Annotated in this window: 21 protein-coding genes; 11 read left to right on the forward strand and 10 right to left on the reverse strand. The window is 63.2% G+C overall.

Going from position 1 to position 22,700, the window contains the following annotated elements:
- Positions 1-120 precede the first annotated feature (120 nt).
- The 4 genes from hpnD to KHO30_RS02000 are packed head-to-tail and all read left to right on the forward strand — an operon-like array spanning position 121 to position 5,025.
- Entirely contained in the window at positions 121-969 is an 849-nt protein-coding gene (gene hpnD, locus KHO30_RS01985) for a presqualene diphosphate synthase HpnD (protein WP_211699863.1), read from the forward strand.
- A 4-nt stretch (positions 970-973) separates the two neighbouring features.
- Entirely contained in the window at positions 974-2,251 is a 1,278-nt protein-coding gene (hpnE, locus tag KHO30_RS01990; RefSeq protein WP_211699864.1) for a hydroxysqualene dehydroxylase HpnE, read from the forward strand.
- Complete coding sequence (shc, locus tag KHO30_RS01995) at positions 2,248-4,296, forward strand: squalene--hopene cyclase (RefSeq protein ID WP_211699865.1); 2,049 nt, start codon at positions 2,248-2,250, stop codon at positions 4,294-4,296. Before hpnE ends, shc begins: the two co-directional genes overlap by 4 nt.
- 3 nt (positions 4,297-4,299) lie before the next feature.
- Complete coding sequence (locus KHO30_RS02000) at positions 4,300-5,025, forward strand: phosphorylase (RefSeq protein ID WP_093634321.1); 726 nt, start codon at positions 4,300-4,302, stop codon at positions 5,023-5,025.
- A 339-nt stretch (positions 5,026-5,364) separates the two neighbouring features.
- Here the strand turns inward: KHO30_RS02000 and KHO30_RS02005 are convergent, their stop codons facing one another.
- Entirely contained in the window at positions 5,365-6,363 is a 999-nt protein-coding gene (locus tag KHO30_RS02005) for an MlaA family lipoprotein (protein WP_211699866.1), read from the reverse strand.
- 2 nt (positions 6,364-6,365) lie between these two features.
- Positions 6,366-8,981 carry a hopanoid transporter HpnN gene (gene hpnN / locus KHO30_RS02010; protein ID WP_211699867.1) on the reverse strand — a complete coding sequence of 872 codons (2,616 nt, stop codon included), beginning with the start codon at positions 8,979-8,981 and terminating at the stop codon, positions 6,366-6,368.
- Positions 8,982-9,194: 213 nt separating this feature from the next.
- Between hpnN and KHO30_RS02015 the strand changes: the two genes are divergently transcribed.
- On the forward strand, positions 9,195-9,800 hold the full coding sequence (locus KHO30_RS02015) for an MlaC/ttg2D family ABC transporter substrate-binding protein (RefSeq protein WP_200620619.1): 606 nt from the start codon (positions 9,195-9,197) through the stop codon (positions 9,798-9,800).
- A 130-nt stretch (positions 9,801-9,930) separates the two neighbouring features.
- Here KHO30_RS02015 and hpnH read toward each other — a convergent pair whose 3' ends face one another.
- Together hpnH and ispH are read right to left on the reverse strand one after the other, a co-directional pair.
- Positions 9,931-11,091 (reverse strand): adenosyl-hopene transferase HpnH, encoded by a 1,161-nt coding sequence (gene hpnH / locus KHO30_RS02020; RefSeq protein ID WP_093634317.1) that lies wholly within the window; start codon positions 11,089-11,091, stop codon positions 9,931-9,933.
- Between the two features lie 10 nt (positions 11,092-11,101).
- Positions 11,102-12,046, reverse strand: a complete 945-nt coding sequence (gene ispH, locus KHO30_RS02025; RefSeq protein WP_093634316.1) for a 4-hydroxy-3-methylbut-2-enyl diphosphate reductase — start codon at positions 12,044-12,046, stop codon at positions 11,102-11,104.
- A gap of 308 nt (positions 12,047-12,354) precedes the next feature.
- On the opposite strand from ispH, the gene hpnC reads away from it, so the two are divergent.
- Together hpnC and KHO30_RS02035 are read left to right on the forward strand one after the other, a co-directional pair.
- Positions 12,355-13,221: a squalene synthase HpnC gene (gene hpnC, locus KHO30_RS02030; RefSeq protein ID WP_211699868.1), complete on the forward strand. Its 867-nt coding sequence runs from the start codon at positions 12,355-12,357 to the stop codon at positions 13,219-13,221.
- A complete protein-coding gene (locus tag KHO30_RS02035; RefSeq protein WP_211699869.1) occupies positions 13,221-14,393 on the forward strand; it encodes a glycosyltransferase in 1,173 nt (390 codons plus the stop codon). The genes hpnC and KHO30_RS02035 overlap by 1 nt, the downstream gene beginning before the upstream one ends.
- A 75-nt stretch (positions 14,394-14,468) precedes the next feature.
- Here the strand turns inward: KHO30_RS02035 and KHO30_RS02040 are convergent, their stop codons facing one another.
- Together KHO30_RS02040 and hpnA are read right to left on the reverse strand one after the other, a co-directional pair.
- A complete protein-coding gene (locus KHO30_RS02040; protein WP_211699870.1) occupies positions 14,469-15,050 on the reverse strand; it encodes a hypothetical protein in 582 nt (193 codons plus the stop codon).
- 132 nt (positions 15,051-15,182) lie between these two features.
- Positions 15,183-16,193, reverse strand: a complete 1,011-nt coding sequence (hpnA, locus tag KHO30_RS02045; protein WP_200575552.1) for a hopanoid-associated sugar epimerase — start codon at positions 16,191-16,193, stop codon at positions 15,183-15,185.
- Positions 16,194-16,358: 165 nt separating this feature from the next.
- On the opposite strand from hpnA, the gene KHO30_RS02050 reads away from it, so the two are divergent.
- Positions 16,359-16,652 carry an acylphosphatase gene (locus KHO30_RS02050; RefSeq protein WP_120293712.1) on the forward strand — a complete coding sequence of 98 codons (294 nt, stop codon included), beginning with the start codon at positions 16,359-16,361 and terminating at the stop codon, positions 16,650-16,652.
- Between the two features lie 109 nt (positions 16,653-16,761).
- Here KHO30_RS02050 and egtD read toward each other — a convergent pair whose 3' ends face one another.
- On the reverse strand, positions 16,762-17,745 hold the full coding sequence (gene egtD, locus KHO30_RS02055) for an L-histidine N(alpha)-methyltransferase (RefSeq protein WP_154562956.1): 984 nt from the start codon (positions 17,743-17,745) through the stop codon (positions 16,762-16,764).
- A 593-nt stretch (positions 17,746-18,338) separates the two neighbouring features.
- Between egtD and rarD the strand changes: the two genes are divergently transcribed.
- Positions 18,339-19,235: an EamA family transporter RarD gene (gene rarD, locus KHO30_RS02060; protein WP_211699871.1), complete on the forward strand. Its 897-nt coding sequence runs from the start codon at positions 18,339-18,341 to the stop codon at positions 19,233-19,235.
- Between the two features lie 29 nt (positions 19,236-19,264).
- Here rarD and KHO30_RS02065 read toward each other — a convergent pair whose 3' ends face one another.
- Entirely contained in the window at positions 19,265-19,804 is a 540-nt protein-coding gene (locus tag KHO30_RS02065) for an Mpo1 family 2-hydroxy fatty acid dioxygenase (RefSeq protein ID WP_093634308.1), read from the reverse strand.
- Between the two features lie 91 nt (positions 19,805-19,895).
- Here KHO30_RS02065 and KHO30_RS02070 point away from each other — a divergent pair, with 91 nt between their 5' ends.
- Positions 19,896-20,606, forward strand: a complete 711-nt coding sequence (locus KHO30_RS02070) for a Crp/Fnr family transcriptional regulator (protein ID WP_211699872.1) — start codon at positions 19,896-19,898, stop codon at positions 20,604-20,606.
- 160 nt (positions 20,607-20,766) lie between these two features.
- On the forward strand, positions 20,767-21,384 hold the full coding sequence (locus tag KHO30_RS02075; RefSeq protein ID WP_211699873.1) for a lytic transglycosylase domain-containing protein: 618 nt from the start codon (positions 20,767-20,769) through the stop codon (positions 21,382-21,384).
- Between the two features lie 63 nt (positions 21,385-21,447).
- Here KHO30_RS02075 and KHO30_RS02080 read toward each other — a convergent pair whose 3' ends face one another.
- Both KHO30_RS02080 and KHO30_RS02085 read right to left on the reverse strand, forming a co-directional pair.
- The gene (locus KHO30_RS02080) at positions 21,448-22,332 is read right to left on the reverse strand and encodes a 4-hydroxy-tetrahydrodipicolinate synthase family protein (protein ID WP_093634305.1); all 885 of its coding nucleotides are present in this window, start codon (positions 22,330-22,332) and stop codon (positions 21,448-21,450) included.
- A gap of 2 nt (positions 22,333-22,334) precedes the next feature.
- The gene (locus tag KHO30_RS02085) at positions 22,335-22,676 is read right to left on the reverse strand and encodes a hypothetical protein (protein ID WP_093634304.1); all 342 of its coding nucleotides are present in this window, start codon (positions 22,674-22,676) and stop codon (positions 22,335-22,337) included.
- Between the last annotated feature and the right edge of the window lie 24 nt (positions 22,677-22,700).

Here is a 22,700-nt window from a genome sequence, read left to right on the forward strand (position 1 = left end):
GCCGTTTCCGGCATCCCTGCCGGGTGTTTCGCGCGTGTCCGCGCGCGCGGGGCGCATGCCTTGCAGTAACCACCAAATTTCTTGAACGCCTTTCAGCGGGCGCCTCCAGCGGAGATCGTCTTGGCTGTTTCCAATCTTGTCGTGGACGATACAGAAATCGACGCCGCTGCCGCTACGTCCGGCAGCTCGTTCTATCTCGCAATGCGCATCCTGCCGGCCGCGCAGCGCGACGCGATGTATCAGGTCTACGCTTTCTGCCGCGCTGTCGACGATATCGCCGACAGCGACAAGCCGCGCGCCGAACGCGCCGCCGCGCTCGAGCGCTGGCGCGCCGACATCGACGCGTGCTACGCCGGCTCACCGCGCGCTTCCTTGCGCGCGCTGACGCGGCACATTCATACGTTTCACCTGCAACGCGAAGATTTTTACGCAATGATCGACGGCATGGCGATGGATGCCGCCGCCGACATCTGCGCGCCCGACGAAGCCACGCTCGACCTGTACTGCGACCGCGTCGCGAGCGCGGCGGGCCGTCTGTCGGTGAGGATATTCGGGATGCAGGAGGAGCCGGGCCGTTTGCTGGCGCACCATCTGGGCCGCGCGCTGCAACTGACCAACATCCTGCGCGATATCGACGAAGACGCCGGCATCAACCGCTGCTACCTCCCGCACGAATTGCTGGCGCGCGAAGGTATTGCCGTGACGAGCCCGACCGAGATCGCCGACGATCCGTCGTTGCCGCGCGTCTGCGCGACGCTCGCCGAGCGCGCCAAGGAGCATTTCGCCGCTTCCGACGCGATCATGGACCGCGAGCCGCGCAGCCACGTACGCGCGCCGCGCATCATGTCGGGCGTTTATCGCGTGCTGCTCGAACGCACGCTCGAGCGCGGCTTCGACATTCCGCGTACGAAGGTCAGCAAGCCGAAACTGCGCATGCTGTGGATCGTCGCGCGTTACGCGCTCTTCTGAGCTGATGCCGAAGCTCATCCATGTGATCGGCGCCGGCCTCGCCGGCCTGGCCGCAGCGGTGCAATTGCAGCGGCGCGGCGCACAAGTCGTGCTTCATGAGGCTGCGCCGCAGGCGGGGGGCCGTTGCCGTTCGTATTACGACGCCAAGCTTGGCGCCACGATCGACAGCGGCAATCACATGGTGTTGTCGGGCAATTACGCCACGCTCAACTTTGTACGCGCGATCGGCGCCGCCGACGAGCTGGTCGGCCCGTCCCAGCCCGAATATCCGTTCATGGATCTGGCGACGCGGGCGCGCTGGACCGTGCGCATGTCGCCGGGCCGCCTGCCCTGGTGGATCTTCGACCCGAACGCGCGCGTGCCGAACACCGGACCGAGCGACTATCTGGCGCTCGTGCCGCTGCTGTTCGCCAAACCCGGGCGCAGTGTGGCGCAAACCATGCGCTGCAATGGCCCGCTGTGGGATCGTCTGCTGCGGCCGCTGTTTCTCGCGATGCTCAATGTCGAGCCGCGTGAAGCGTCGGCGGAGCTCACGGCCGCGATGGTCAGGGAGACGCTGGTCGCCGGTGGTCTGGCGTGCCGGCCTCTGGTGGCGAAAAACGGTTTGGGCAGCGCGTTTGTCGACCCGGCGCTGCGTCTGTTGCAGCACGGCGGCGCGGCAATCCGGCTCGGGTCGCGTCTGACCGACATCGTGTTTGCCGACAGCGGCGCCGGCCCCGCCCGCATCTCGGCACTGAATTTCGCGGACGAAAGCATCGCGATCGAAGCCAACCAGGCCGTAGTGCTCGCGGTGCCGCCGGACATCGCGCAGACGCTCGTGCCCGGCTTGCGCTCGCCGAATCGCTTCACCGAGACCCTTAACGTGCATTTCGCGGTCGAGCCGCCGTTCGGCATGGCGCCGATCACGGGGCTGCTGAATGCGACGGCCGATTGGCTGTTTGCCTTCGAGGGCCGCATGTCGGCCACGGTCAACGCCGCGGAGCGCCTGCTCGACACACCGCATGAAGCGCTGGCGAAAACCATCTGGGCCGAAGTGGCTCAGGCTGCCAACGTGCCGGCCGAGCCGATGCCCGCCTGGCAGGTCGTGGTGGAAAAACGCGCGACGTTTGCCGCCTTGCCGGATCAGGAAATGCTGCGCCCCGGCACGCGCACTCGCTGGAACAATTTGATGCTCGCGGGCGACTGGACGGCCACCGGCCTGCCCGCGACGATTGAAGGGGCGATCCGCTCCGGCCAGAAGGCCGCGGACACGCTGCTGAATCAACCGATGGAACGCCGATGAACGACTTATCTCAAGCCCAGCCGCTGGACGCCGTCCTGCCTGAAATCGCCGATGCGGCGCTGAATGTGCCAAGCGCGGTGTCGAGCGCTGCGCCTGATGCCGCGCCGCCAGCGTACGCGCCGTCGCTCGACGCCGCGATAACGCGTGCCACCGACGCGATCCTCGGCGCGCAGAAACCGGACGGTCACTGGGTCTACGAACTCGAAGCCGATGCGACGATTCCCGCTGAATACGTGCTGCTGGTCCACTATCTCGGCGAAACGCCGAACGTGGAACTGGAGCAGAAGATCGGCCGCTATCTGCGCCGCATCCAGCTGGCGGACGGCGGCTGGCCGCTCTTCACCGACGGCGCGCTCGACATCAGCGCGAGCGTCAAGGCGTACTTCGCACTGAAGATGATCGGCGACTCGCCGGACGCGGACCACATGGTCCGTGCGCGCGAAGCGATTCTGGCGAACGGCGGCGCGGAAACGGTGAACGTGTTCACGCGGATTCTGCTTGCGCTGTTCGGCGTGGTGTCGTGGCGTGCCGTGCCGATGATGCCCGTGGAAATCATGCTGCTGCCGCAGTGGTTCCCGTTCCATTTGTCGAAGGTGTCGTACTGGGCGCGTACCGTGATCGTGCCGCTGCTGGTGCTGAACGCGAAGCGGCCCGTGGCGCGCAATCCGCGCCGTGTGCGGATCGACGAGCTGTTCCGCGGCGCGCCGGTCAATACCGGCATGCGTGATCGGGCGCCGCATCAGCATCTCGGCTGGTTCCGGTTTTTCCGCGGCGTGGACGTGATGCTGCGCATGGTCGACGGCCTGTTCCCGAAGGCGACGCGTGAGCGTTCAGTGCGCGAGGCGGTGCGCTTCGTCGATGAACGGCTGAACGGCGAAGACGGCCTCGGCGCGATTTTTCCGGCGATGGCCAACTCGGTGATGATGTACGACGTGCTCGGCTATCCGGCCGATCATCCGAACCGCGCGATCGCCCGTCAGTCGATCGAAAAGCTGCTCGTCATCAAGGATGACGAAGCATATTGCCAGCCGTGTCTGTCGCCTGTGTGGGACACCTCGCTCGTGGCGCATGCGCTGCTCGAGACCGGCGAAGCGCATGCCGAACAGGCGGCTGAACGCGGGCTCGCCTGGCTGCGCCCGCTGCAGATTCTCGACGTGCGCGGCGACTGGATCTCGCGCCGCGCGAACGTGCGTCCTGGCGGCTGGGCGTTCCAGTACAACAACGCGCACTATCCGGACGTCGACGATACGGCGGTGGTAGCGATGGCGATGCAACGCTCGGCGGCGCTGACGCAATCGGATGTCGACCGCGAAGCCATTGCGCGGGCGCGCGAATGGGTGGTCGGCATGCAGAGCAGCGACGGCGGCTGGGGCGCGTTCGAACCGGAAAACACGCAGTACTACCTGAACAACATTCCGTTCTCCGATCACGGTGCACTGCTCGATCCGCCGACCGCGGACGTGTCCGGCCGCTGCCTGTCGATGCTTGCGCAACTCGGCGAATTTCCGCAGGGCAGTGAACCGGCGCAGCGCGCGTTCGATTACATGCTGAAGGAACAGGAATCGGATGGCAGCTGGTACGGCCGCTGGGGCCTGAACTATATCTACGGCACCTGGACCGCGCTGTGTTCGCTGAACGCCGCCGGTCTGCCGCATGACGATCCGCGCATGAAGCGCGCTGCGTTGTGGCTGCTGTCGATCCAGAACGAAGACGGCGGCTGGGGCGAGGGTGGCGAGAGCTACAAGCTCGACTATCACGGCTATGAGCGTGCCCCGAGCACGGCTTCGCAAACCGCATGGGCGCTGATGGGCCTGATGGCGGCGGGCGAGGTGAATCACGAGGCGGTGGCGCGTGGCGTCGAGTATCTGCAGCGCGAACAGCGCGAGCACGGGTTGTGGGACGAAACGCGCTTCACGGCGACCGGCTTCCCGCGCGTGTTCTATCTGCGTTACCACGGCTATCGCAAGTTCTTCCCGTTGTGGGCGCTGGCGCGCTTCCGTCATCTGAAACGCAACGGGCTGACGCGCGTCGCGGTCGGGATGTAACGGATGGCGTTTTCAACAACGCTGTCAGCCGACGCCGGCCGCAACACCTTGCCGGTGATCGTGGTGACGGGTATGGCGTTCGAAGCGCGCATCGCGCGCGGCAAGGGTGTCGAGGTGGTCTACGCGGCTCGCGCGGATCTGCTGGAGCGGGCGTTGAGTGCGGCGGTTGCGCGTGGGTGCTCGGGGATTGTTAGCTTTGGTACGGCGGGTGGGTTGGCGCCCGATCTGGAGCCGGGCACTTTGATCGTCGGTGAGGCCGTTGAGGGGCCGTTCGGGCGGCTCGAGACTGATCGCTCATGGGCTGACAGGTTTGCCGCTGCGTTGGCAACGGGGCCGCTCGCGGCGCGTCTGCGGCGTGGGGTGATGGCGGCTGTGACCGCGCCTTTGGTCAGCGCTGATGACAAGCGGTTACTGCATCGTTCGACGGGTGCCTTGGCTGTTGATATGGAGTCGCATATTGCTGGGGCGACGGCTGCCGCGCATGGGGTGCCGTTTGCGGTTTGCCGGGCGGTTGTTGATCCGGCCTGGCGGACGTTGCCGGCTGCTGCGACTGCTGGCCTGCGGGATGATGGGACTACTGCGTTAGGGCCGATTTTGCGGGAGCTTTTGCGGCAGCCTTCGCAGCTTGCGGCGCTGATTCAAGTCGCCGTCGATGCGCGGGCGGCGCGGACCTCGTTGGTGCAGGCGCGGCATGCTATGGCGGCGGCGGGCGCTTTGGCCTTTCCCTGATCTGGGTTTGGTGCCTTTCCTTGTTTTGTTAGTGGTCTATTAGCGTTGCCCCTGTGCGGGGCGGCACTTACTTTCTTTGCCGCCGCAAAGAAAGATAAGCAAAGAAAGCGGCTAGAAGCCCCTGCTAAGTGGGCACCGTGGTCTGCTAGGGATAGTGGTGCATCTGGAATCTGTGTTCGTGCCGCTGCATAGGCTTGTGACAAGGGCGTCATACTTCCGGCGGCGCTCCGCGCGCCGAAGCGTAATTCATAAAACCGTCTGGTTTTTTCAGGCGAGTTGTCTGCGTGTTCTTCGCTGCCCGACGCGCGCAAAGCGCGCCGGGGATCTGACCCACATCCCTTATTGGACCGCTGGCGTTGCTTCCTGCGGTTTCTTGTCCGTCGGCGCCGTTTGCGGTGCCGGCGTCGTTGCGCCCGACGCGGCAGCAGGCGCTGCTGCTGGGGCGCTCGGTGTGTCGCCTGGGTCGGTGTAGTTCGGGACGCCTGCCGGGGCGCCTGTGGCGCTTCCTGAGGCGGCGTTCGGGGCTTCTGGTGCGTCGCCCGGGTCGGTGTAGTTCGGGACGCCCGCTGGGGCGCCTGCCGCTGCTCCCGACGCGCCCTTGGCGGGGGCGGCGGCGCCGGAGTCGTCCTGGTCGTCGTAGGTCGGGAGCGGTGCGGCGTTGTCGCCGGTGCCGCGCAGGCGTGCCTTACGCTGCTGCGTGTAGGCGTCGCGCACGAACGAATACTTGTCGAGCGCGGCCTGTTGCAGCAGGCTGGATGCGCCCAGCAGATCGGAACGCACGCTCACGAACTGCAGCACGTACAGCGGATTGCGCACCGCCGGCTCAATGTAGTTCAAGGGGTTGAACTTCACGTCCACCACGAGCCCCATGCTGTCACGCACCGTGCTCGGGCCGAATAGCGGCAAGACAAGGTACGGGCCCGACGGAACGCCCCAGTGGCCCAGAGTCAGACCGAAGTCCTGGTGGTGCTTCGGCAAGCCGGCCGGCGTCGCCCAGTCGAGCAGGCCGCCGAGCCCGAAGGTCGAGTTGAACGCGAAGCGTACGAAGTCTTCGGTCGCGTCGGTGATCTTCAACTGCAACAGGTTGTTGGCGGCGTTGGTCAGGTCGCCCAGATTCGAGAAGAAGTTGCTCACCGCCGTACGCAACGGCTGTGGTGTCACCTTCTGGTAACCCTTGGCGACCGGGACGGCGATGAAGCGGTCCACACCGTCGTTGAAATTGAAAATCACGCGGTTTGCCGGCTCGAACGGATCGCCAGGCTTGCGGTCGGGGCCGGTCGCGCAGCCAGAGATCAGACCGGTGGCGGCCAGCGCCAGCACGGTGTTTCGCAGCTTCATACTTATATTCCTTTACGCTTCGCGCGACGTTGACGCGGCTTGCCCATCAGTACGGGTTGGAATACCACCGCGCCGATCAGGGTGCAAAACAACGAGAGTGCCAGCAAGCGTCCCATACTCGACGTCCCCGGATGATGCGACAGCCAGAGGCTCCCGAACGCCGTCGCCGTGGTCGCCGCGCTGAACAACACGGCATGCGTGAGGCTCGACTGCAAAAGGCCAGTCTGTCCGTTGCGCCACGCCATCACAAAGTAAATCTTGAATGCTACGCCGACGCCGAGCATCAGCGGCAGCGCAATGATATTCGCGAAGTTCAGCGGCATGCCGAATACCACACACAACTCCAATGTCACCAGCGCCGATACCAGCAGCGGAACCAGGGTGCGCAGCATATCGCTGACCCGTCGCAGCGCAATCCACAGCAGGACTGCAATCGACAGCAACGCGTAGCCCGCGGCCTGCAGGAACGCCTTGATGATCGTGTCCGCGGAATTCAGGATCGAAATCGGGCCGCCGATCGCGTCCGGCTCCGCTTTCTTCACCGAGTGAACGAAGCGGGCGAGCAGGGCGTCGTCATTTGGATCGGTACCGGGTTTGACCTTCGGCGCGATGTCGACCAGCGCGCGGCCGTCTTTCGAAACCCAACTCGTGGAAATCTCCTTGGGCAGGTTGTCGCGCGTAATCTCGGTCGGCTGCAGCAGATCTGCCAGTTGCTTCAGCGCGATGCGCAGCGGCTCGGACATTGCGGTTTCGGCGCGATCGCGCGTGGCGGCGTCGGCGGCGGCCAGCTTTTGCAGCGTCGTGGACAGGTGCTGGGCTTCGGCGGCGCCCGGTCCCGGGTGGTCGTCCGCGGCGAGCGAGAGCTGGTTCGAGGCGCGCTTCAACGCGGCGACGCGTACCGCGTCTGTGGCTTGAGGCGCGGGCTGCTGCTGCAGCGCGGGCAACAGCTGCTGCGCAGCACTTGCAACCAGCATCATCTTTTGCTGCTGCTCAGTCGGAATGAAGGTGCTCAGCGTGGTCACACGACCCACTTCCGGTAGCGCGCGCAGATGCGCGGCCTTCTGGTCCGCGTCGGCAAGCGTCGGCGCGAGCACATGGACGTTGTTGACTGCGGCTTCCGGCGAATCCTTCAACGACAGCAGCGTGGCCATCGACTCCGTATGCGGGTCTTTCAGATGCAGCGGGTTGAAGTCGAAGCGCAAATGCGTCAGCAAAGGTGTCGCGCCAATCACGACGATGAGCGTGCCGATCAGCACCGGTTTGCGGTGATGATCGAGGAAATCGTCGACGGGGGCGAGTTGCTTGAAGCCGGGCGAAACGGCTTCAACCGGCGGTTTGAAGATTTTCAACAGCGCCGGCAGCAGCGTCATGTTGGTGAAGTACGCGACGAACATGCCGACGCCGGCGATCTCGCCCAATTCCGACACGCCGCGGTAAGCCGTTGGCAGGAACGAGAAGAAGCTCAACGCGACCGCCACAGCCGCGAGCGTCAGCGGCACGCCGATGCTGTGCGCGGTATGCATGAGGGCGGCGGAAAGACGGTTGTCGCGAGTCCGCTCCTCACGATACTTGACGCCGAACTGCACGCCGAAATCGACCCCGAGCCCGACGAACAGCACCATGAAGGCGACCGAAATCATGTTGAGCGCGCCCACCAGCAACAGGCCGAGCGCCGCGGTGATCGCGAGCCCGACGAACAGCGTGATGAACACGGCGACGATCATGCGGCCCGAACGCAGTGCCAGCCAGAGAATCACCAGCACGACGATGAAGGTGCCGATACCGTTGAGCACGGCGCCGTCCTTGACCGATGCGAATTCTTCGTCCGCGAGCGGCTGTTCGCCTGTCAGACGGACCGTGGCGCCATAGCGCGCATCGAGGTGCAGCGATGCGGCCGTGGCGCGGATCGCTTTCGATGCGGTGGCGCCCGGCTCCAGCGCGTCGTAGTCCACGACCGGCTGCACCGTGACGAAAGCACGCGCCGGCTCCGTGGCGGCGCTCTTGTCGACCAGCGCGCGCCACGAGAACGCCGCTGGCTGGCCGGCCAGCACGCGATCGAGCGTGGTTGCGCTTTGCGACAGCAAATGACTCATGTCGGCCAGTTTCACCTGACCCAGCTGCAGCGGCAGCAGCAGGCTCGTGGTGAGGGTGCCGGCAAGGCCGGTCAGGCTCGGATCGTGCGCAAGAGCATTGACGAGCGGGCGGGACTGAACGAGCTGCGAGGTGGTGGACAGGACCTCATTGGTCGACGGGAACAGCAGTCCATTGTGTTCGAAGAACGGCCCGCCAGCGGGCTGCGAGACCGCGACGAATTCCTTCGGATCGGCTTTGAGCGCGGCGGTCAGGGCATTGGCGGCGGCGTCGGCAAACTCCGGGGCACGCGCTTCGACGACCACCAGCACGGTTTGGCCGCGATCCGGGAAGGCCGCGTCCATCGCATTTTCGAGCGCGGACCATTGCTTGTCAGTCTCGACCAGCTTGCTGATATCGGTGTTGATCTTGAAATTATGGGCAACGTAGAAGCCGCTCAAAACGGCGAGCACGAGCGACAGAGCGATGATCCGTAACGGATGACGCACCGAATAGGCGACGAGACGGACGATAGATGACTTCAGCATGTAGGCGGAGGTGGCCTTATCACGAGTGGTGTTTTTGACGAAAGTGCACAAGTATACAGAGCCGGAGCGACTCGGCTCCACTTCGGTAGCAAGTACGACACCCGGGCGGCGCGGCTGGGGGCGGGAACGCAATATCGGTATACTGGTCTATCTTGCTTTGGCTGCGGGCTTGCGAGCCTGCCGGCGCTTACTTCCTGGGGTTTTGGCGAGCGTATGAAACGTTATCTGTCTGCTTTTCTGGCTGCGGCCGTGGTGTCCACTGCGGCCTATGCGCAAAGCGCGCCTGATGCGGTGGTGAAGGGTGCCGTCGAAGGCACGGTGGCCGCGATGAAGGCCGATCCGCAGGCGCGCGGTGGCGATATGGCGAAGATCACCGAGCTGGTTCAAACGCGCTTCGTACCGGCTACCGATTTTCAGCGAACCACCCGGATCGCGGTAGGGAAGGCATGGAGTACGGCGACCCCCGAGCAGCAGAAGCAGCTCTATGACCAGTTTACGCTGCTGCTGGTGCGCACCTACGCCGCCTCGCTGTCGCAGTTGCGGGATCAGGACGTGAAGTTCAAGTTCTTGCCGGTCAATGTGCCGGCCGGCTCCAAGGACCTGGTGGTGCAGTCGCACGTGCTCAGCAATGGCGGCGACGATGCCATCGATTACCGGCTGACCAAGGGCGCTAACGGCTGGAAGATTTACGACATCAACATGATGGGCGCCTGGTTGATCCAGGTGTATCAGACGCAATTCGCCGATCAGATTTCCAAGGGCGGCGTGGATGGGCTGATCAAATTCCTGACCGCGCATAACGCACGAGGCGCGGGCTGACTGCGGGCTGACATATAGCAGCGCAAAAAAGAAAAAGCGCGGTGGCAATCAGGCCACCGCGCTTTTTTTCTACCTAAGGTGTACTTCATGGGGCGGATAAAACGGCCCTAAGCCGCCCCAGGCACTACGCTTAGTGTGCGGAAGCGGAAGCCGCCGTCTGCACCTTCTTACCCGTTCCAGCGCGCCCGATTTCCTCGAGCTTGATCTCGACGTGCCGCGAGAACACGTACTCAGCCGGACGCTGCTTATCCAAAGCAATATCTTTGGTGAAGGCACCCGAAGTCTTCGGGCCGCGCAGGCTGACCTTCAACGCCTTCAACGGGTGCGCCACCGTATCCATCACCGCAGTCGCTTCAAAGCCGCAGTGCACCATGCAATCCGCGCACTTCTCGTAGTTGCCCGTACCGTACTTTTCCCACTCCGTGGTTTCCATCAATTCCTTGAAGGTCTTCACGTAGCCTTCGCCGACCAGGTAGCACGGCTTCTGCCAGCCGAACACCGTACGCGCCGGGTTGCCCCAAGGCGTGCACTCGTACGTCTGATTGCCGGCCAGGAAGTCGAGGAACATGCCCGACTGGCTGAACGACCAGTTCTTGCCGTTGTTGCCGCGCTTGAAAATCTCGCGGAACAGTTGCTTGGTCTTGTCGCGGTTCAGGAAGTGTTGCTGATCCGGCGCGCGTTCATACGCATAACCCGGCGAGACGGTGATGCCGTCCACGCCCATCGGGCCGAGCGTGTCGAAGAACGCGGCGACGCGTTCCGGCACAGCGTCGTTGAACAACGTGCAGTTGATGTTCACGCGGAAACCGCGGCGCTTCGCTTCCTTGATGGCGGCGACAGCCTTGTCGTACACGCCTTCCTGCGACACCGAGTGGTCGTGCGCCTGCTGGTCGCCGTCCAGGTGAACCGACCAGACGAAGTACGGATTCGGCTCGTAGTCGTCCATCTTCTTTTCCATCAGCAACGCATTCGTGCACAGGTACACGAACTTCTTGCGCGCGATGATGCCCTTCACGATCTGCGGCATTTCCTTGTGCAGGAGCGGCTCGCCGCCTGCAATCGAAACGACCGGTGCGCCGCATTCGTCGACTGCGCCAAGGCATTCTTCGAGCGACAGACGCTGATTCAGGATGGGATCCGGATAATCGATCTTGCCGCAGCCATTACAGGCAAGATTGCAGCGGAACAGCGGCTCCAGCATCAAGGCGAGCGGGTAGCGTTTGTTGCCAGAGAGATGCTGACGCATGATGTATGCGCCAACCCGGACTTTCTGTAGCAGCGGAATAGACAAGACGTCCTCCTTAAACTTCGCGTGCAGCGAGTGGTTGCATCAGTTTCGATGGCAACTTGAATTCGACTTTCTCTTCACGGCCCGCCATCGTCGTGACATCGACGGGCCCCAATGCGCGCAGCGCATCGATTACGTTCATTACCATCTCTTCCGGTGCTGAAGCACCAGCCGTGATGCCGACGGTCTGCACGTTCGCAAACCACTCCGGCTTCACTTCCGAACCGTCGGCGACGAGATAACTCGCCACGCCGGTTTCGCTGCCGATCTCACGCAGCCGGTTCGAGTTCGAACTGTTGGTTGCGCCTACCACCAGCAGCACCTCGACCTCTTTGCTCAGTTCGCGCACCGCCGCCTGACGGTTTTGCGTGGCGTAGCAGATGTCGCGCGTGTCGGGACCGACGATGTCGGTGAAACGGCGCAGCAGGGCATCGATAATGCCACGTGTGTCGTCGACCGACAGCGTGGTCTGCGTGACGTACGCAAGCGGCGTATCGAGCGGCAGGTCCAGAAGCGCGACTTCAGCCTCGCTTTGCACCAGCAGCACCTTGCCTGGAATCTGGCCGATCGTGCCTTCCACTTCCGGATGGCCCGCGTGGCCGATCAGGATCAGGGTACGACCCGCCGCCACATATTGGCGCCCTTGCACGTGGACCTTGGTCACGAGCGGGCAGGTCGCGTCGAGCACGTCGAGGCCGCGCTGCTCCGCGTCGCGCTCGACGGTTTGCGCGACACCATGCGCGCTGAAAATCGCCACGGCGCCGTGCGGCACCTCATCGAGTTCTTCGACAAAGCGCGCGCCTTTCTGGCGCAGGTTATCCACCACGTGGCGATTGTGAACAATCTCGTGGCGAACATACACGGGCGCGCCGTGTTGCTGTAACGCGCGATCGACGATCTCGATTGCACGTACAACACCCGCACAAAAGCCGCGGGGCTGAGCAAGGATGACTCGCATAAATTGGCGAACTCCGACTGACGCGGGTTTCGAAGAAGTCGGTAATTATGACTTTATCGCCGCGATCATCTATTTAGTTGACGTCTTGAGCCCCGGCTGCCAGCCGGTACAGCAAAACCAAACGCGCATTCTAACGCTATCAGGCCGGCTTTGCTTTGGCGTACCCGCCAGGGTGTTGGGGCCGCGCCGCCCGCGTGGCGCAGGTGGCAATGATTACACTCTGCACCGGTTTGGCGGAACCCTTAAACTACGTGGTCCTGCGGCACGTATCGGCTGCCGCATTACAAAAAGGTTTCGAGGCTCGCTGGATGGACGTCGATCAATACGAAAACTTTCCAGTCGCGAGCGTGCTGCTGCCAAAGGCGCTGCGCGCGCCTATCGGCATTATCTATCAGGTTGTCCGCACCGCCGGCGACATCGCCGATGAGGGCGACTGGAGCCCGGCCGAGCGGCACGCGCGCCTCGCCGACTTCCGCGCCGGCCTCGACGCGGTAGCGGAGGGGCGCGCGGCGCCCGTGCACCCGCTCCTGTTCGGCAAGCTCGCCGGCGTGATCGCGCAGTATAAACTGCCGCTCGCGCCGTTCTACGATCTGCTCCACGCCTGCGGTCAGGACATCGACACCCGCCGTTACGCGGACCGGTCCGCCTTGCTCGACTATTGCCGCCACTCGGCCAGCCCGATCGGGCAGTTGATGCTGCATCTGGTGGGCGCCGCCACGCCGGAGAATCTCGCCGACGCCGACGCGATCTGCACGGCTTCGCAACTGATCAGCTTCTGGCAGGACGTCGCCGCCGACTGGGAAAAAGACCGCGTGTATCTGCCGCTCGCGGATATGCGGCGCTTCAACGTGACCGAGGCGCAGATCGCGCGAGGTGTCGTCGACGATGCCTGGACGAAGCTGATGGCCTACGAAATTTCGTTCGTGCGAACCACGCTGGTACGTGGCGCGCCGCTCGCGTTGCGGATTCCAGGGCGCCTGGGAATCGAGCTGTGCGGCGCCATCCACGGCGGTTTGCGGATCCTCGAACGGATCGAAAAAGCCGGCTACGACGTGTTTCGCGAGCGGCCGGTACTCAACACATTTGACTGGTGCGTCGTCGCGGTACGCACTGTGGTGATGCGCCTGTCGCGGCGCGTCGGCGTAGAAGCCGGTTCACTCGAGGGTAATGCTTAATGGCGGTGGTTCTGTTTCTCCTTTCGTGTCTTTCCCTGCTGATCTGGTGTGTGTTGCTGTTTGCGCGCGGCGGTTTCTGGCGGGCGCGGCCCGCCGCGCCGCTCACGCTTGAGCCGCGCGAAACATGGCCGGCGGTCGCCGCCGTGGTGCCGGCACGCAATGAAGTCGATGTGATCGCGCAAGCGGTCACCACGCTGCTCGAGCAGGACTATCCGGGCGAATTTCACGTGATCGTGGTCGACGACCACAGCACCGATGGCACCGCCGATGCCGCCCGCGCAGCCGCGTTGCAACTGCAATGTCCCGATCGTCTGACGGTGCTGAGTGCGAAGCCCCTGCCGCCGGGCTGGTCCGGCAAGGTGTGGGCGCAGTCGCAAGGTATCGAGGCGGTGCGCACGCTCGGCCTGCCGGCCGATTTCCTGCTGCTCACCGATGCCGACATCGGCCATCCCGCCGACGCCGTCGCGCAACTCGTCGCCGGTGCGGATGCGGAAAAGCGCGACCTCGTCTCGCTGATGGTCCGTCTGCGCTGCGATTCGTTCTGGGAGAAGGCGCTGATCCCGGCCTTCGTGTTCTTCTTCGCCAAGCTGTATCCGTTTTCGTGGGTCAACAACCCGCGCAACCGAACGGCCGCGGCGGCGGGCGGCTGCATGCTGGTGCGGCGCAGCGCGCTCGAAGAGGCGGGTGGCATCGAGTCGATTCGCGCCGAGCTGATCGACGATTGCAGCCTTGCTGCGCGGATCAAGCATCGCGGCACGGGGCGTCATCCGATCCGCCTCGATGTGGCGGCGCGCAGCGTGTCGTTGCGTCCTTACGATAGCTGGCGTGAGATCTGGAACATGATCGCGCGCACGGCCTTTACGCAGCTGCATTATTCGCCGTTGTTGCTGGCCGGCACGCTGTTGGGCATGACGATCATCTACCTGGTGCCGCCGGCCGCCGCGCTGGTGCTCGGTCCGCAGGGCGCGCCCGCGTGGCTCGCCTGGGCGGCCATGTGCTGCGCGTATGCGCCGATGCTCAGCTACTACCGTCGCTCGCCGCTGTGGGCCCCGTTCCTGCCGCTGGTGGCGTTGTTCTATGTCGGCGCGACGTTTGCCTCGGCGGTGCGCTATTGGCGCGGCAAAGGCGGCCAATGGAAGGCGCGGGTGCAGGCGCCGGTGCAGGAGCGCTGAGACGCGGCTGTCCAGGGATTGATCAGACGAAAAAAACGGCGCCCTCGGGCGCCGTTTTTTGTATCGACCTTTGCTTCAGCCCTTGGTGAGCATCATGTACATCTGGATCACCATGTCGGGCGAGAACGTGAACGGCACCCAGCCGTGACCGGTGTGGCGCATGACCAGCAGGCGGTCGCCATTCGACTGTTTCTGCACGGCCATGACGGGGTTCTTCGTCGACACGAAACGCCAGCCCGGCGGAATGCCCGGCGGCGGTTCCGGCGTCATCGAGGCGCGCGCGTTCGACAATTCCTCGATCAGCTGCCCGATCTGCTCGGCACGCAGCGCGACCATCTGGCCGCCGATCGTCATGGTGATTTCGTTTTGCGCGGGGCGGTTGATTTCGAGCGTGGGCTGCACCTGGGCGGCCGGCTCTTTGTCGGACGCCGCTGTTTCCGCCGCTATTGCCGCCGTCGTTGCCTCAGACGCAACAGTTTGCGTTTCTGATTCCGATGAGGCGTGATTCGCCGCTGGCGTTTCCTGCGCTGCCACCTCTGCGGTGTTTGCAGCGTGTGCGGGTGTCTCGGGGATGTTTTCGGCCTGCGGGGCCACGACAGCCTGGATGAGCTGATCGACGCCCATTTCCAGCGCGCCGAGCTGTTCGTGAAGATTCATGCGAGCTTTCTCTGGTAAGACCCACGATTTTAACTGCTGCGCGTAGGCTTTTACCTGCCGCAAACACAGTGACGTTGTAACAAAGTGCGTGCAGGCCGCACCGGATCGGCGCGACCTGCGTCAGCACTTTTATCAAGCCTTCAAATACCCGGCTTGCCTGAACCATTCGATCGCATCGCTCAAGCCCTCGCGATAGGGCCGGGCGCGATAGCCGAGCTCGCGTTCCGCCTTCGCCGAAGTGAAGTACATCTTGTTCTTCGACATCTTCAGACCGTCGACGGTGAGGAACGGTTCACGCTTGGTGATCTTGGCGACGGCTTCCGCGCCCGCGGCGAGCGGATAAAGCGGCCAGCGCGGCAAACTCAGCGTGGGCGCCTTGCGGCCGGTCAGCGCGGCGATATCCGCGAGCATCTGTTGCAGCGGCAGATTTTCGCCGCCGAGAATGTAGCGCTCGCCGATCTTGCCGCGTTCGAGCGCGAGAAAATGGCCGGCGGCCACGTCATCCACATGCACGAGATTGAGCCCCGTGTCGACGAACGCGGGAATCTTGCCGAGCGCCGCTTCGACGATGATGCGCCCGGTCGGCGTCGGCTTGACGTCGCGCGGACCGATCGGCGTGGACGGATTGACGATCACGGCCGGCAGGCCGTCTTCGGCGATCATGCGCTCCACCGCGCGTTCGGCCAGCACCTTGCTGCGCTTGTACACGCCGATCGCCTGATCGGCTTTGAGCGGCGAGGTTTCGTCAGCGGACTGGCCGGAACTGGTGACCTTCAGCGTGGCCACGCTGCTCGTGTAGACGATGCGTTCGACGCCTTCCTTCAGCGCCGCGCGCATGGTCGCCTCGGTGCCTTCGAGATTCGAGCGCTCGATTTCGCTCGGGTCCGGCGCCCACAGCCGATAGTCGGCAGCGACGTGCAGCAGATAGCGCACGCCGCGCAGCGCGTTGCGCATCGACGCTTCGTCGCGCATATCGCCCACGACGATTTCCGCATCCAGCGCCTCGACGTTTTTGCGCGGACTGGTGGCGCGTACCAGTACACGCACCTTGAAACCCTTCTGTTGCGCGATGCGCGCCACCGACGAGCCGACGAAGCCGGATGCGCCGGTCACGAGCACGAGATCGCGATTCTGTTCGGTCATTCTGTTTGATTCCCTGCGTGACAGTCGACGGATTGTACGTGTCGCGCGGGCCACGTGTCGCGCCGTGCGGCTCAGGCGTGCAGGGGAACTCAGAGAGACCACCGAGCAATGTTGCCGCGAGACGTCTAGAATGCCGGCTTGAAAAAGATGTTTGGAGAGGACGGCATGGCCCCGGATCTGGACCAGCGGATCGAAACATATTACGTACGGGTGCGCGGCACCGTGCAGGGCGTGGGCTTTCGCCACGCCACCGTGCGGCAGGCCCACGCGCTCGGTATCAAGGGATGGGTGGCGAATCTCGACGACGGTTCCGTCGAAGCCATGTTGCAGGGCTCGGCCAACCAGGTCGACCGAATGCTGTCGTGGCTGCGTCACGGGCCGCCGGCGGCGCGCGTCACCGAAGTGACCGGCGAAGAGCGCGCGACCGAAAAGCGTTTCGAGCGGTTCGAGCAGCACTGAGCACTTGAGCTTCACGCAAAAAAGGCGGCGCGCCATCACCTCGATGGCGCGCCGCCTTGTCGTTTGCGCGTCCTGTTTGTCCGATTAGTCAGCCGATAACGCTTTGCGCCTAGCGCGCCACCAGCAAACTCTCAGCGAACCCCCATCCGTCTTCGATCCATTGATGGCTGCACACGAAGCCCGCATCGTCTGCAATCGCGGGCACCTCGTCCGCGCGATATTTGTGGCTGCTCTCGGTCCAGATCGTTTCGCCTGCCTTGAGCGAGACGGTCAATTGCGCGGCGCCCACATGCGCGGTGACATCGCGCTTCGCACGCAAATGCATCTCGATGCTGCGCGCGTCCGGATTGAAGCGGGCAACGTGTTCGAACGCATCGAGCGGAAAGTCGCCGTCGAGCTCCCGATTGACACGCGCCAGCAGATTCAGATTGAACGACGCGGTCACGCCGACCGAATCGTCGTAGGCGGCCACCAGCACAGGTATCGGCTTGATCAGATCCGTGCCGAGAAGCAACGCGTCGCCGGGCGCAAGCATGTTGCGGATATCGCGCAGAAAACGCGTCGCTGCGAGCCGGCCGAAATTGCCGATCGTGCTGCCAAGAAACAGCACGAGTAAGCGTTCGTCCGCCGCGCGGTCCTGGCTCACCTCGGCGAGCCCGGCCAGGTAATCGCGTTCATAACCGACGATCGAAATCCGCTCGATGTCGCCAAGTTCGCGTCTGCACAACTGCAACGCGCTGCGCGAAATTTCAATCGGGAAGTACGAAGTGGGGCGCTTTTTACACAGCGCTTCCAGAATGCGCCGCGTTTTGCGGCCGCTCCCACTACCCAGTTCAGCGACGGTCACGTCGTGCGGCAGATGCGCGACGATGTCCGCTGCGTGCTTCGCGAGCAGGCGTTCCTCGGCGCGTGTCACGCCGTATTCGGGCAGTACGGTGATCACTTCAAACAGCGCAGAACCCACTTCGTCATACAGATACTTCGACGGCAACTCTTTTTGCGGCGTATGCGTGAGTCCGGCGCGTACCTCGGCGGCAAACGTGGCGCGGAGTAGGTCGGGCGATGCGTCGTGCGATAGGGCTGGCTGGGTCATGCTGGCTCCAGTAGTCACATTCGATGTGCGGGATTGCTGGCCGGGCGGCGGCAGGTGCGACGGAGCGCAGTTGCTTGCAGTTGCGCGCAGTTACCGTATGCCGCGGGAAAGAAGGGCGGGCTCGGTCCGTATGGACTGCCTATGCCGGCCCGGCTCATTGATGCTGTGATGACAGTTGAAAATGACGCTTGCGACGGATATCCAAGATGTCTCAGATGACGTTGCAAACGATGCCGCTAGACTTCATAGCAAGATTCGCGCTTGCGCAACTGCGCTGAAACTTGCCGGCGTTGCAACTGCGGATTCGCCTGTCGCGCATGAAGTTATGTTCTAGTGCATCGGCGCGCGATGCGCACGGGAAAAATTGCTATTGGCTGCAAAGAGCGAACGGGCACGTTGTTCGGGAACCCGTCTAGAATGCCGGCTTGCATCGCATATCGAAGATAAAAACGCAGCGCTTGATACGCACTGCCCGCCGTACTGCCTGCTTGTGAGACTCTACTTCCAATGACAATAGCTCGAGGCACGCAGCCGTATGCTGCGCCGCACACACCTGAATCTGCATCCAAAGCGATTGCGCCACGGGCCGCGCAATGAACCAGTATGACCCAAAGCGCGGTATCGCGTTGTCGGTGGGCGCATCGGCAATGTTTGCTTTACTGTCGGCTTACGCCAAGCTGCTTGCGCCGTTGAGCGGCCTCGACATCTTCGCGTGGCGTATTGTGTGGACGGTCCCCGGGGCGCTATTGCTGATCGTGTTGCGCAAACGCCTGCCGATTCTCCGGCAACTTCTTTACCGCATGGTGACGGAGCCGACGCTCGGCGCGGCGATGGTTGTCAGCGCGGCGTTGCTTGGCGCACAACTGTGGGTGTTCCTTTGGGCGCCGCTGCATGGGCGCATGCTCGAAGTCTCGCTCGGCTATTTTCTGCTGCCGCTGGTGATGGTGTTGGTGGGCCGCTTCTACTATCGCGAGAGCCTCGACGGTCTGCAGTGGCTCGCTGTTATTTGCGCGGCATTGGGGGTTGTGCATGAACTGTGGATGACGGGTGCCTTTTCGTGGCCCACCTTGCTCGTCGCACTCGGCTATCCGCCGTATTTCGTGCTGCGCCGCAAAATCAACCAGGATTCGCTCGCCATGTTCACCGTCGAAATGGCGTTGCTGTTGCCCGCGGCGGCGGTGTTCATCGTTATCGGTGGTTCGCTGACGATGATCGGCGGCCGTATCGACATGTGGTGCTTATTGTTGCCGGGACTCGGCGCGCTCAGCACCATTGCGCTGGCTTCGTATCTGAAGGCAAGCCGTTTGTTGCCGGTCGCTTTGTTCGGCATTCTTGGCTATGTCGAACCGGTGTTGCTGGTGTTCGTCTCGATCACGCTGCTTGGCGAGACGCTCAGCGCCGCGCAGTTAGCCACGTATGTTCCGATCTGGATGGCGGTTGCGCTGACGGCCTTGCATAGCGTGCGGCTCGTTCGGTTTGCGCCGCGTTGAGTTTCGGCCACTGGATCACATGCCGCGGTTCAGCGATGCGCTGCCGCACGATCCGCATTGATACGCGTTGCGCCGACCTGTTCCTCGATCGCTTCGCGCAGCGCCGGCCGCCAGCCAAAACCGAACAGCGCTTCAGCGAGTACGAATAGGGGCCCGATCAGCAGACCGATCACATCGTCGACAAATGCCGGCTTGCGATGTTCGTAGGCGACGTGGCCGATGAACTGAAACACCCAGCCGATCACGAAGAGTCCGATGCCGGAGGCGAGCCAGGTGAGGGTAGTTTGCGCAGCGAGCCACTGTCCGCACGCGACGCATAGTATCGATACGACTGCCATCATCACGCCGAGCGGCACATCGAGTACGAGGTAATAAACGGTCGCCGCAGCAAACAACACCCACGCGGGCGACAAGGCAAGTGGCAACGCGCCGAAGCTGAAAGCAGGCCGGCTCAACAACACCGCCAGCGCGAGCACGATCATCGGAATGCCGATGAAATGCGTGGCGATATTGCGCCGGTCTCGATGGTAGGCCGCGTATTGCGTAAGCTGTTGCGTCAGCGTTCTCATGGATGCCGCTCCTCAATCAAAGCCAGCATAATCGCGGGCAGCGGAATTTGAAACCATCGGGTAGCCGACAATCGGGCACGGATACCGTTCTATGACTGCGAGTTTTTCATCGAATGAGCTTGCCGTGCTGCTTGAACGCAGCGCGTGGTTTCGCTCGGCGCCCGCTGCCATGCGGGCTCAGCTGATCGAAGCGGGGCGTGTCGAGCGCCTCGCGGCCGGTCAACGGCTCTTCACGCGTGGCGATTCCGACGACGGCCTCTACTGCGTGCTCGACGGTCTCGTGAGAATCGGCGCGGCCAGCTCGGCCGGCAAAGAGGCGTTGCTCGCGGTCATCGAGCCGGTCAACTGGTTCGGCGAGATCGCGCTGTTCGATAATCGCCCGCGAACCCACGACGCGTATGCCGAACGCGAATCCGAACTGTTTCATGTGTCGCGCGCGGCGCTTGCCGCGCTGCTCGAACGCACGCCCGAGTATTGGCATGTCTTCGGTTTGCTGTTGACGCAAAAGCTGCGCCTCGCTTTCGACGCCATTGAGGAAGCCGCCTTGCTCCCCGCCGCACCGCGCGTGGCGCGCCGCCTGTTGTTGATGGCAGGCGGCTACGGCGAGCCCGGCGCATTGCGGCGCGTACTCAAAGTGCCGCAGGAGGATCTCGCGATGATGCTGGCTCTGTCGCGGCAGACGATCAATCAGGTGCTCAAGCAGTTCGAGACGCAGGGTGCGTTAAAGCTGGGCTATGCGGAAATCGAAATCACCGACGTGCAAAAGCTCAGGGCGCTGGCCGATCTGAATCCGGCCGCGTGATCGCCGTGATCTACGCGCAAAGCGCGACCTTGCCTCCCCTATACGTCCACTTGCATGCCGCTGCATCTTTATAAGCATTTTACGGCGCACCCCTATTTCTTTGGCGATTCGCTACACCAAGCCCGGTAAGGTCGATGTACCCCGGTCAGGAAGCGAACCTATGCATGGAAATAGCGCTCTGGATGGTGTCCAGGTACAACGAAATCTTCGCCGCAAAGCCGGCCTGAAGGTGATGTTCGCGGCGATCGTCTTCTCGTTCGCAGCGGCATCGCACGCCGCCGACGCGCAGTCGGCGTTGCCATTGCCGTTAGCCACTCCAATTGTCGCGAGCGACGCAGCGCCTGATGCCGGCTTGCCGGCGCTCAGCGATATCACCGCCATGCTGCGCGCGCAGTTTCGCGTTGCGCCATTGGAATCCATGAAGATCGCTCGCGCGGTATTGATCGAAGCCGAGCGTCAAGCCATCTCGCCGGTATTGCTGCTTGCCGTGATGTCGGTCGAGTCGAGTTTCGATCGCCACGCGGTCAGCATCGCGGGCGCGCGAGGGTTGATGCAGGTCTTGCCCGCTGCGCATCCGCAATTGATTGCGGGCACAACTGACTTATCCGATCCGGCAATCAATGTGCGGATCGGCTCGACTATTTTGCGCGGCTACCTCGATCAAAGCGGCGGCGATCTCGACGCCGCGCTCGTTCGCTACAGCGGCGGTGGCCGCGGTTACGCGCAACGCGTCGTGCTACGGATGCAGCGTCTGGACGCAAGTTTGCGCCACGAATGATGAACTCATTCGCGGCGCATTCCTCCTCGGGCCCTCTTGTCGTCGCTCCAGCTCTTTAGCGCTTTAGCTCATCGCTCCGGCAAACTCGGCGCGCAGATCCTGCAGCCTGTCGCGCGCGGTGCCGAGACGTTCGACGAGTTGTGCCGACGCGCGCGTAATCGGCATACGTGTTTCGTCTGTCATTGAATGATCGAATGCCAGCATCGCCTTGATCGCGGACGGATTGGGTGCGGCGAACAGCAGACGCAACACGGGCAGCAAGCTGGCGAACAGATTGCGCTCGTCCAAGTCGCGATCGACGCGGATCAATTCCTGTACGGCAACCAGCAGGTCCGCGCAAACATGTGCGCTCGCCAGAATCCCACCGGTGCCGCCGCTGTGCAGACAGTCGTCCAATGCTTCGTCGGTGCCGCATAGCACGCTGATCGACAGGCCGCGCAGCTTGCTGAAATGGTCCTTCACGCATTCCTTGATCGCGACGATGTTGCTGTATTCGACCAAACGCGCAACCGTTTCAGGCGCGATCGCCACACCGGTTCGATGCGGCACGTCGTACAGAACGATAGGGCGTTCGGTGGCGAGTGCGGCCTGTTCGAAATGCCATTGCACGCCGGCTTGATCCGGACATACGTACGAGGGTGGAGACACGAGATAGCCGGCGCAGTCCCAGCGCTCATAGCGCTGAATATCGTGCAGGACGTCGCGCGTATTGGCGCCGCCAACACCGATCAGCATCGGCAGACGCGAACCGATTACATCGGTCAGCGCCTGCAAGACGGTGAGGCGTTCGGATTCCTGTAACAAAGCGGCTTCGCCCGTCGTGCTCAAGGCGACAAATCCGCTGATCTCCGTGCGCAGGTAATAGTCCGCGAGGCGCTGCAACGCGTCGACGTCAACTTCACCGTTGCGAAACGGGGTGACGATGGGCAGCCAGATTCCTGAGAACATGATTAGCGCGCCTTTGCGACGGCATGGCGGCGCTTCAATGGTCCGATGAGTGCTGCTGGGAGTGTCGAGATCAGCGTATGCAAGGTGAAGTCGAGGTCGTCGAGCGCAATGTCGAGTTGCACGCGCACTTCTTCGCGCACGGCTTCCGTGCTGACCACATACACGCCGAGCGGCGAATGAAGCAGTGTGCGGAGCTGGGTGCCGGGAAGATCGTGCGGGGGATGAGGCAGGGTGATCTGCAAGCGGGCGCGAGCCGCGGGGAAGGGGATGACATTGTTGCGCTGGACCGGCGGCGCGCTAAGCGGCTGCGTTTCGAATTTGTCGATTGATTGCGTGAGTGCCATTTGATGCGGCGTTCATTGACGCCA

Source organism: Paraburkholderia aspalathi, assembly GCF_905220735.1.
Lineage (GTDB): Bacteria > Pseudomonadota > Gammaproteobacteria > Burkholderiales > Burkholderiaceae > Paraburkholderia > Paraburkholderia aspalathi.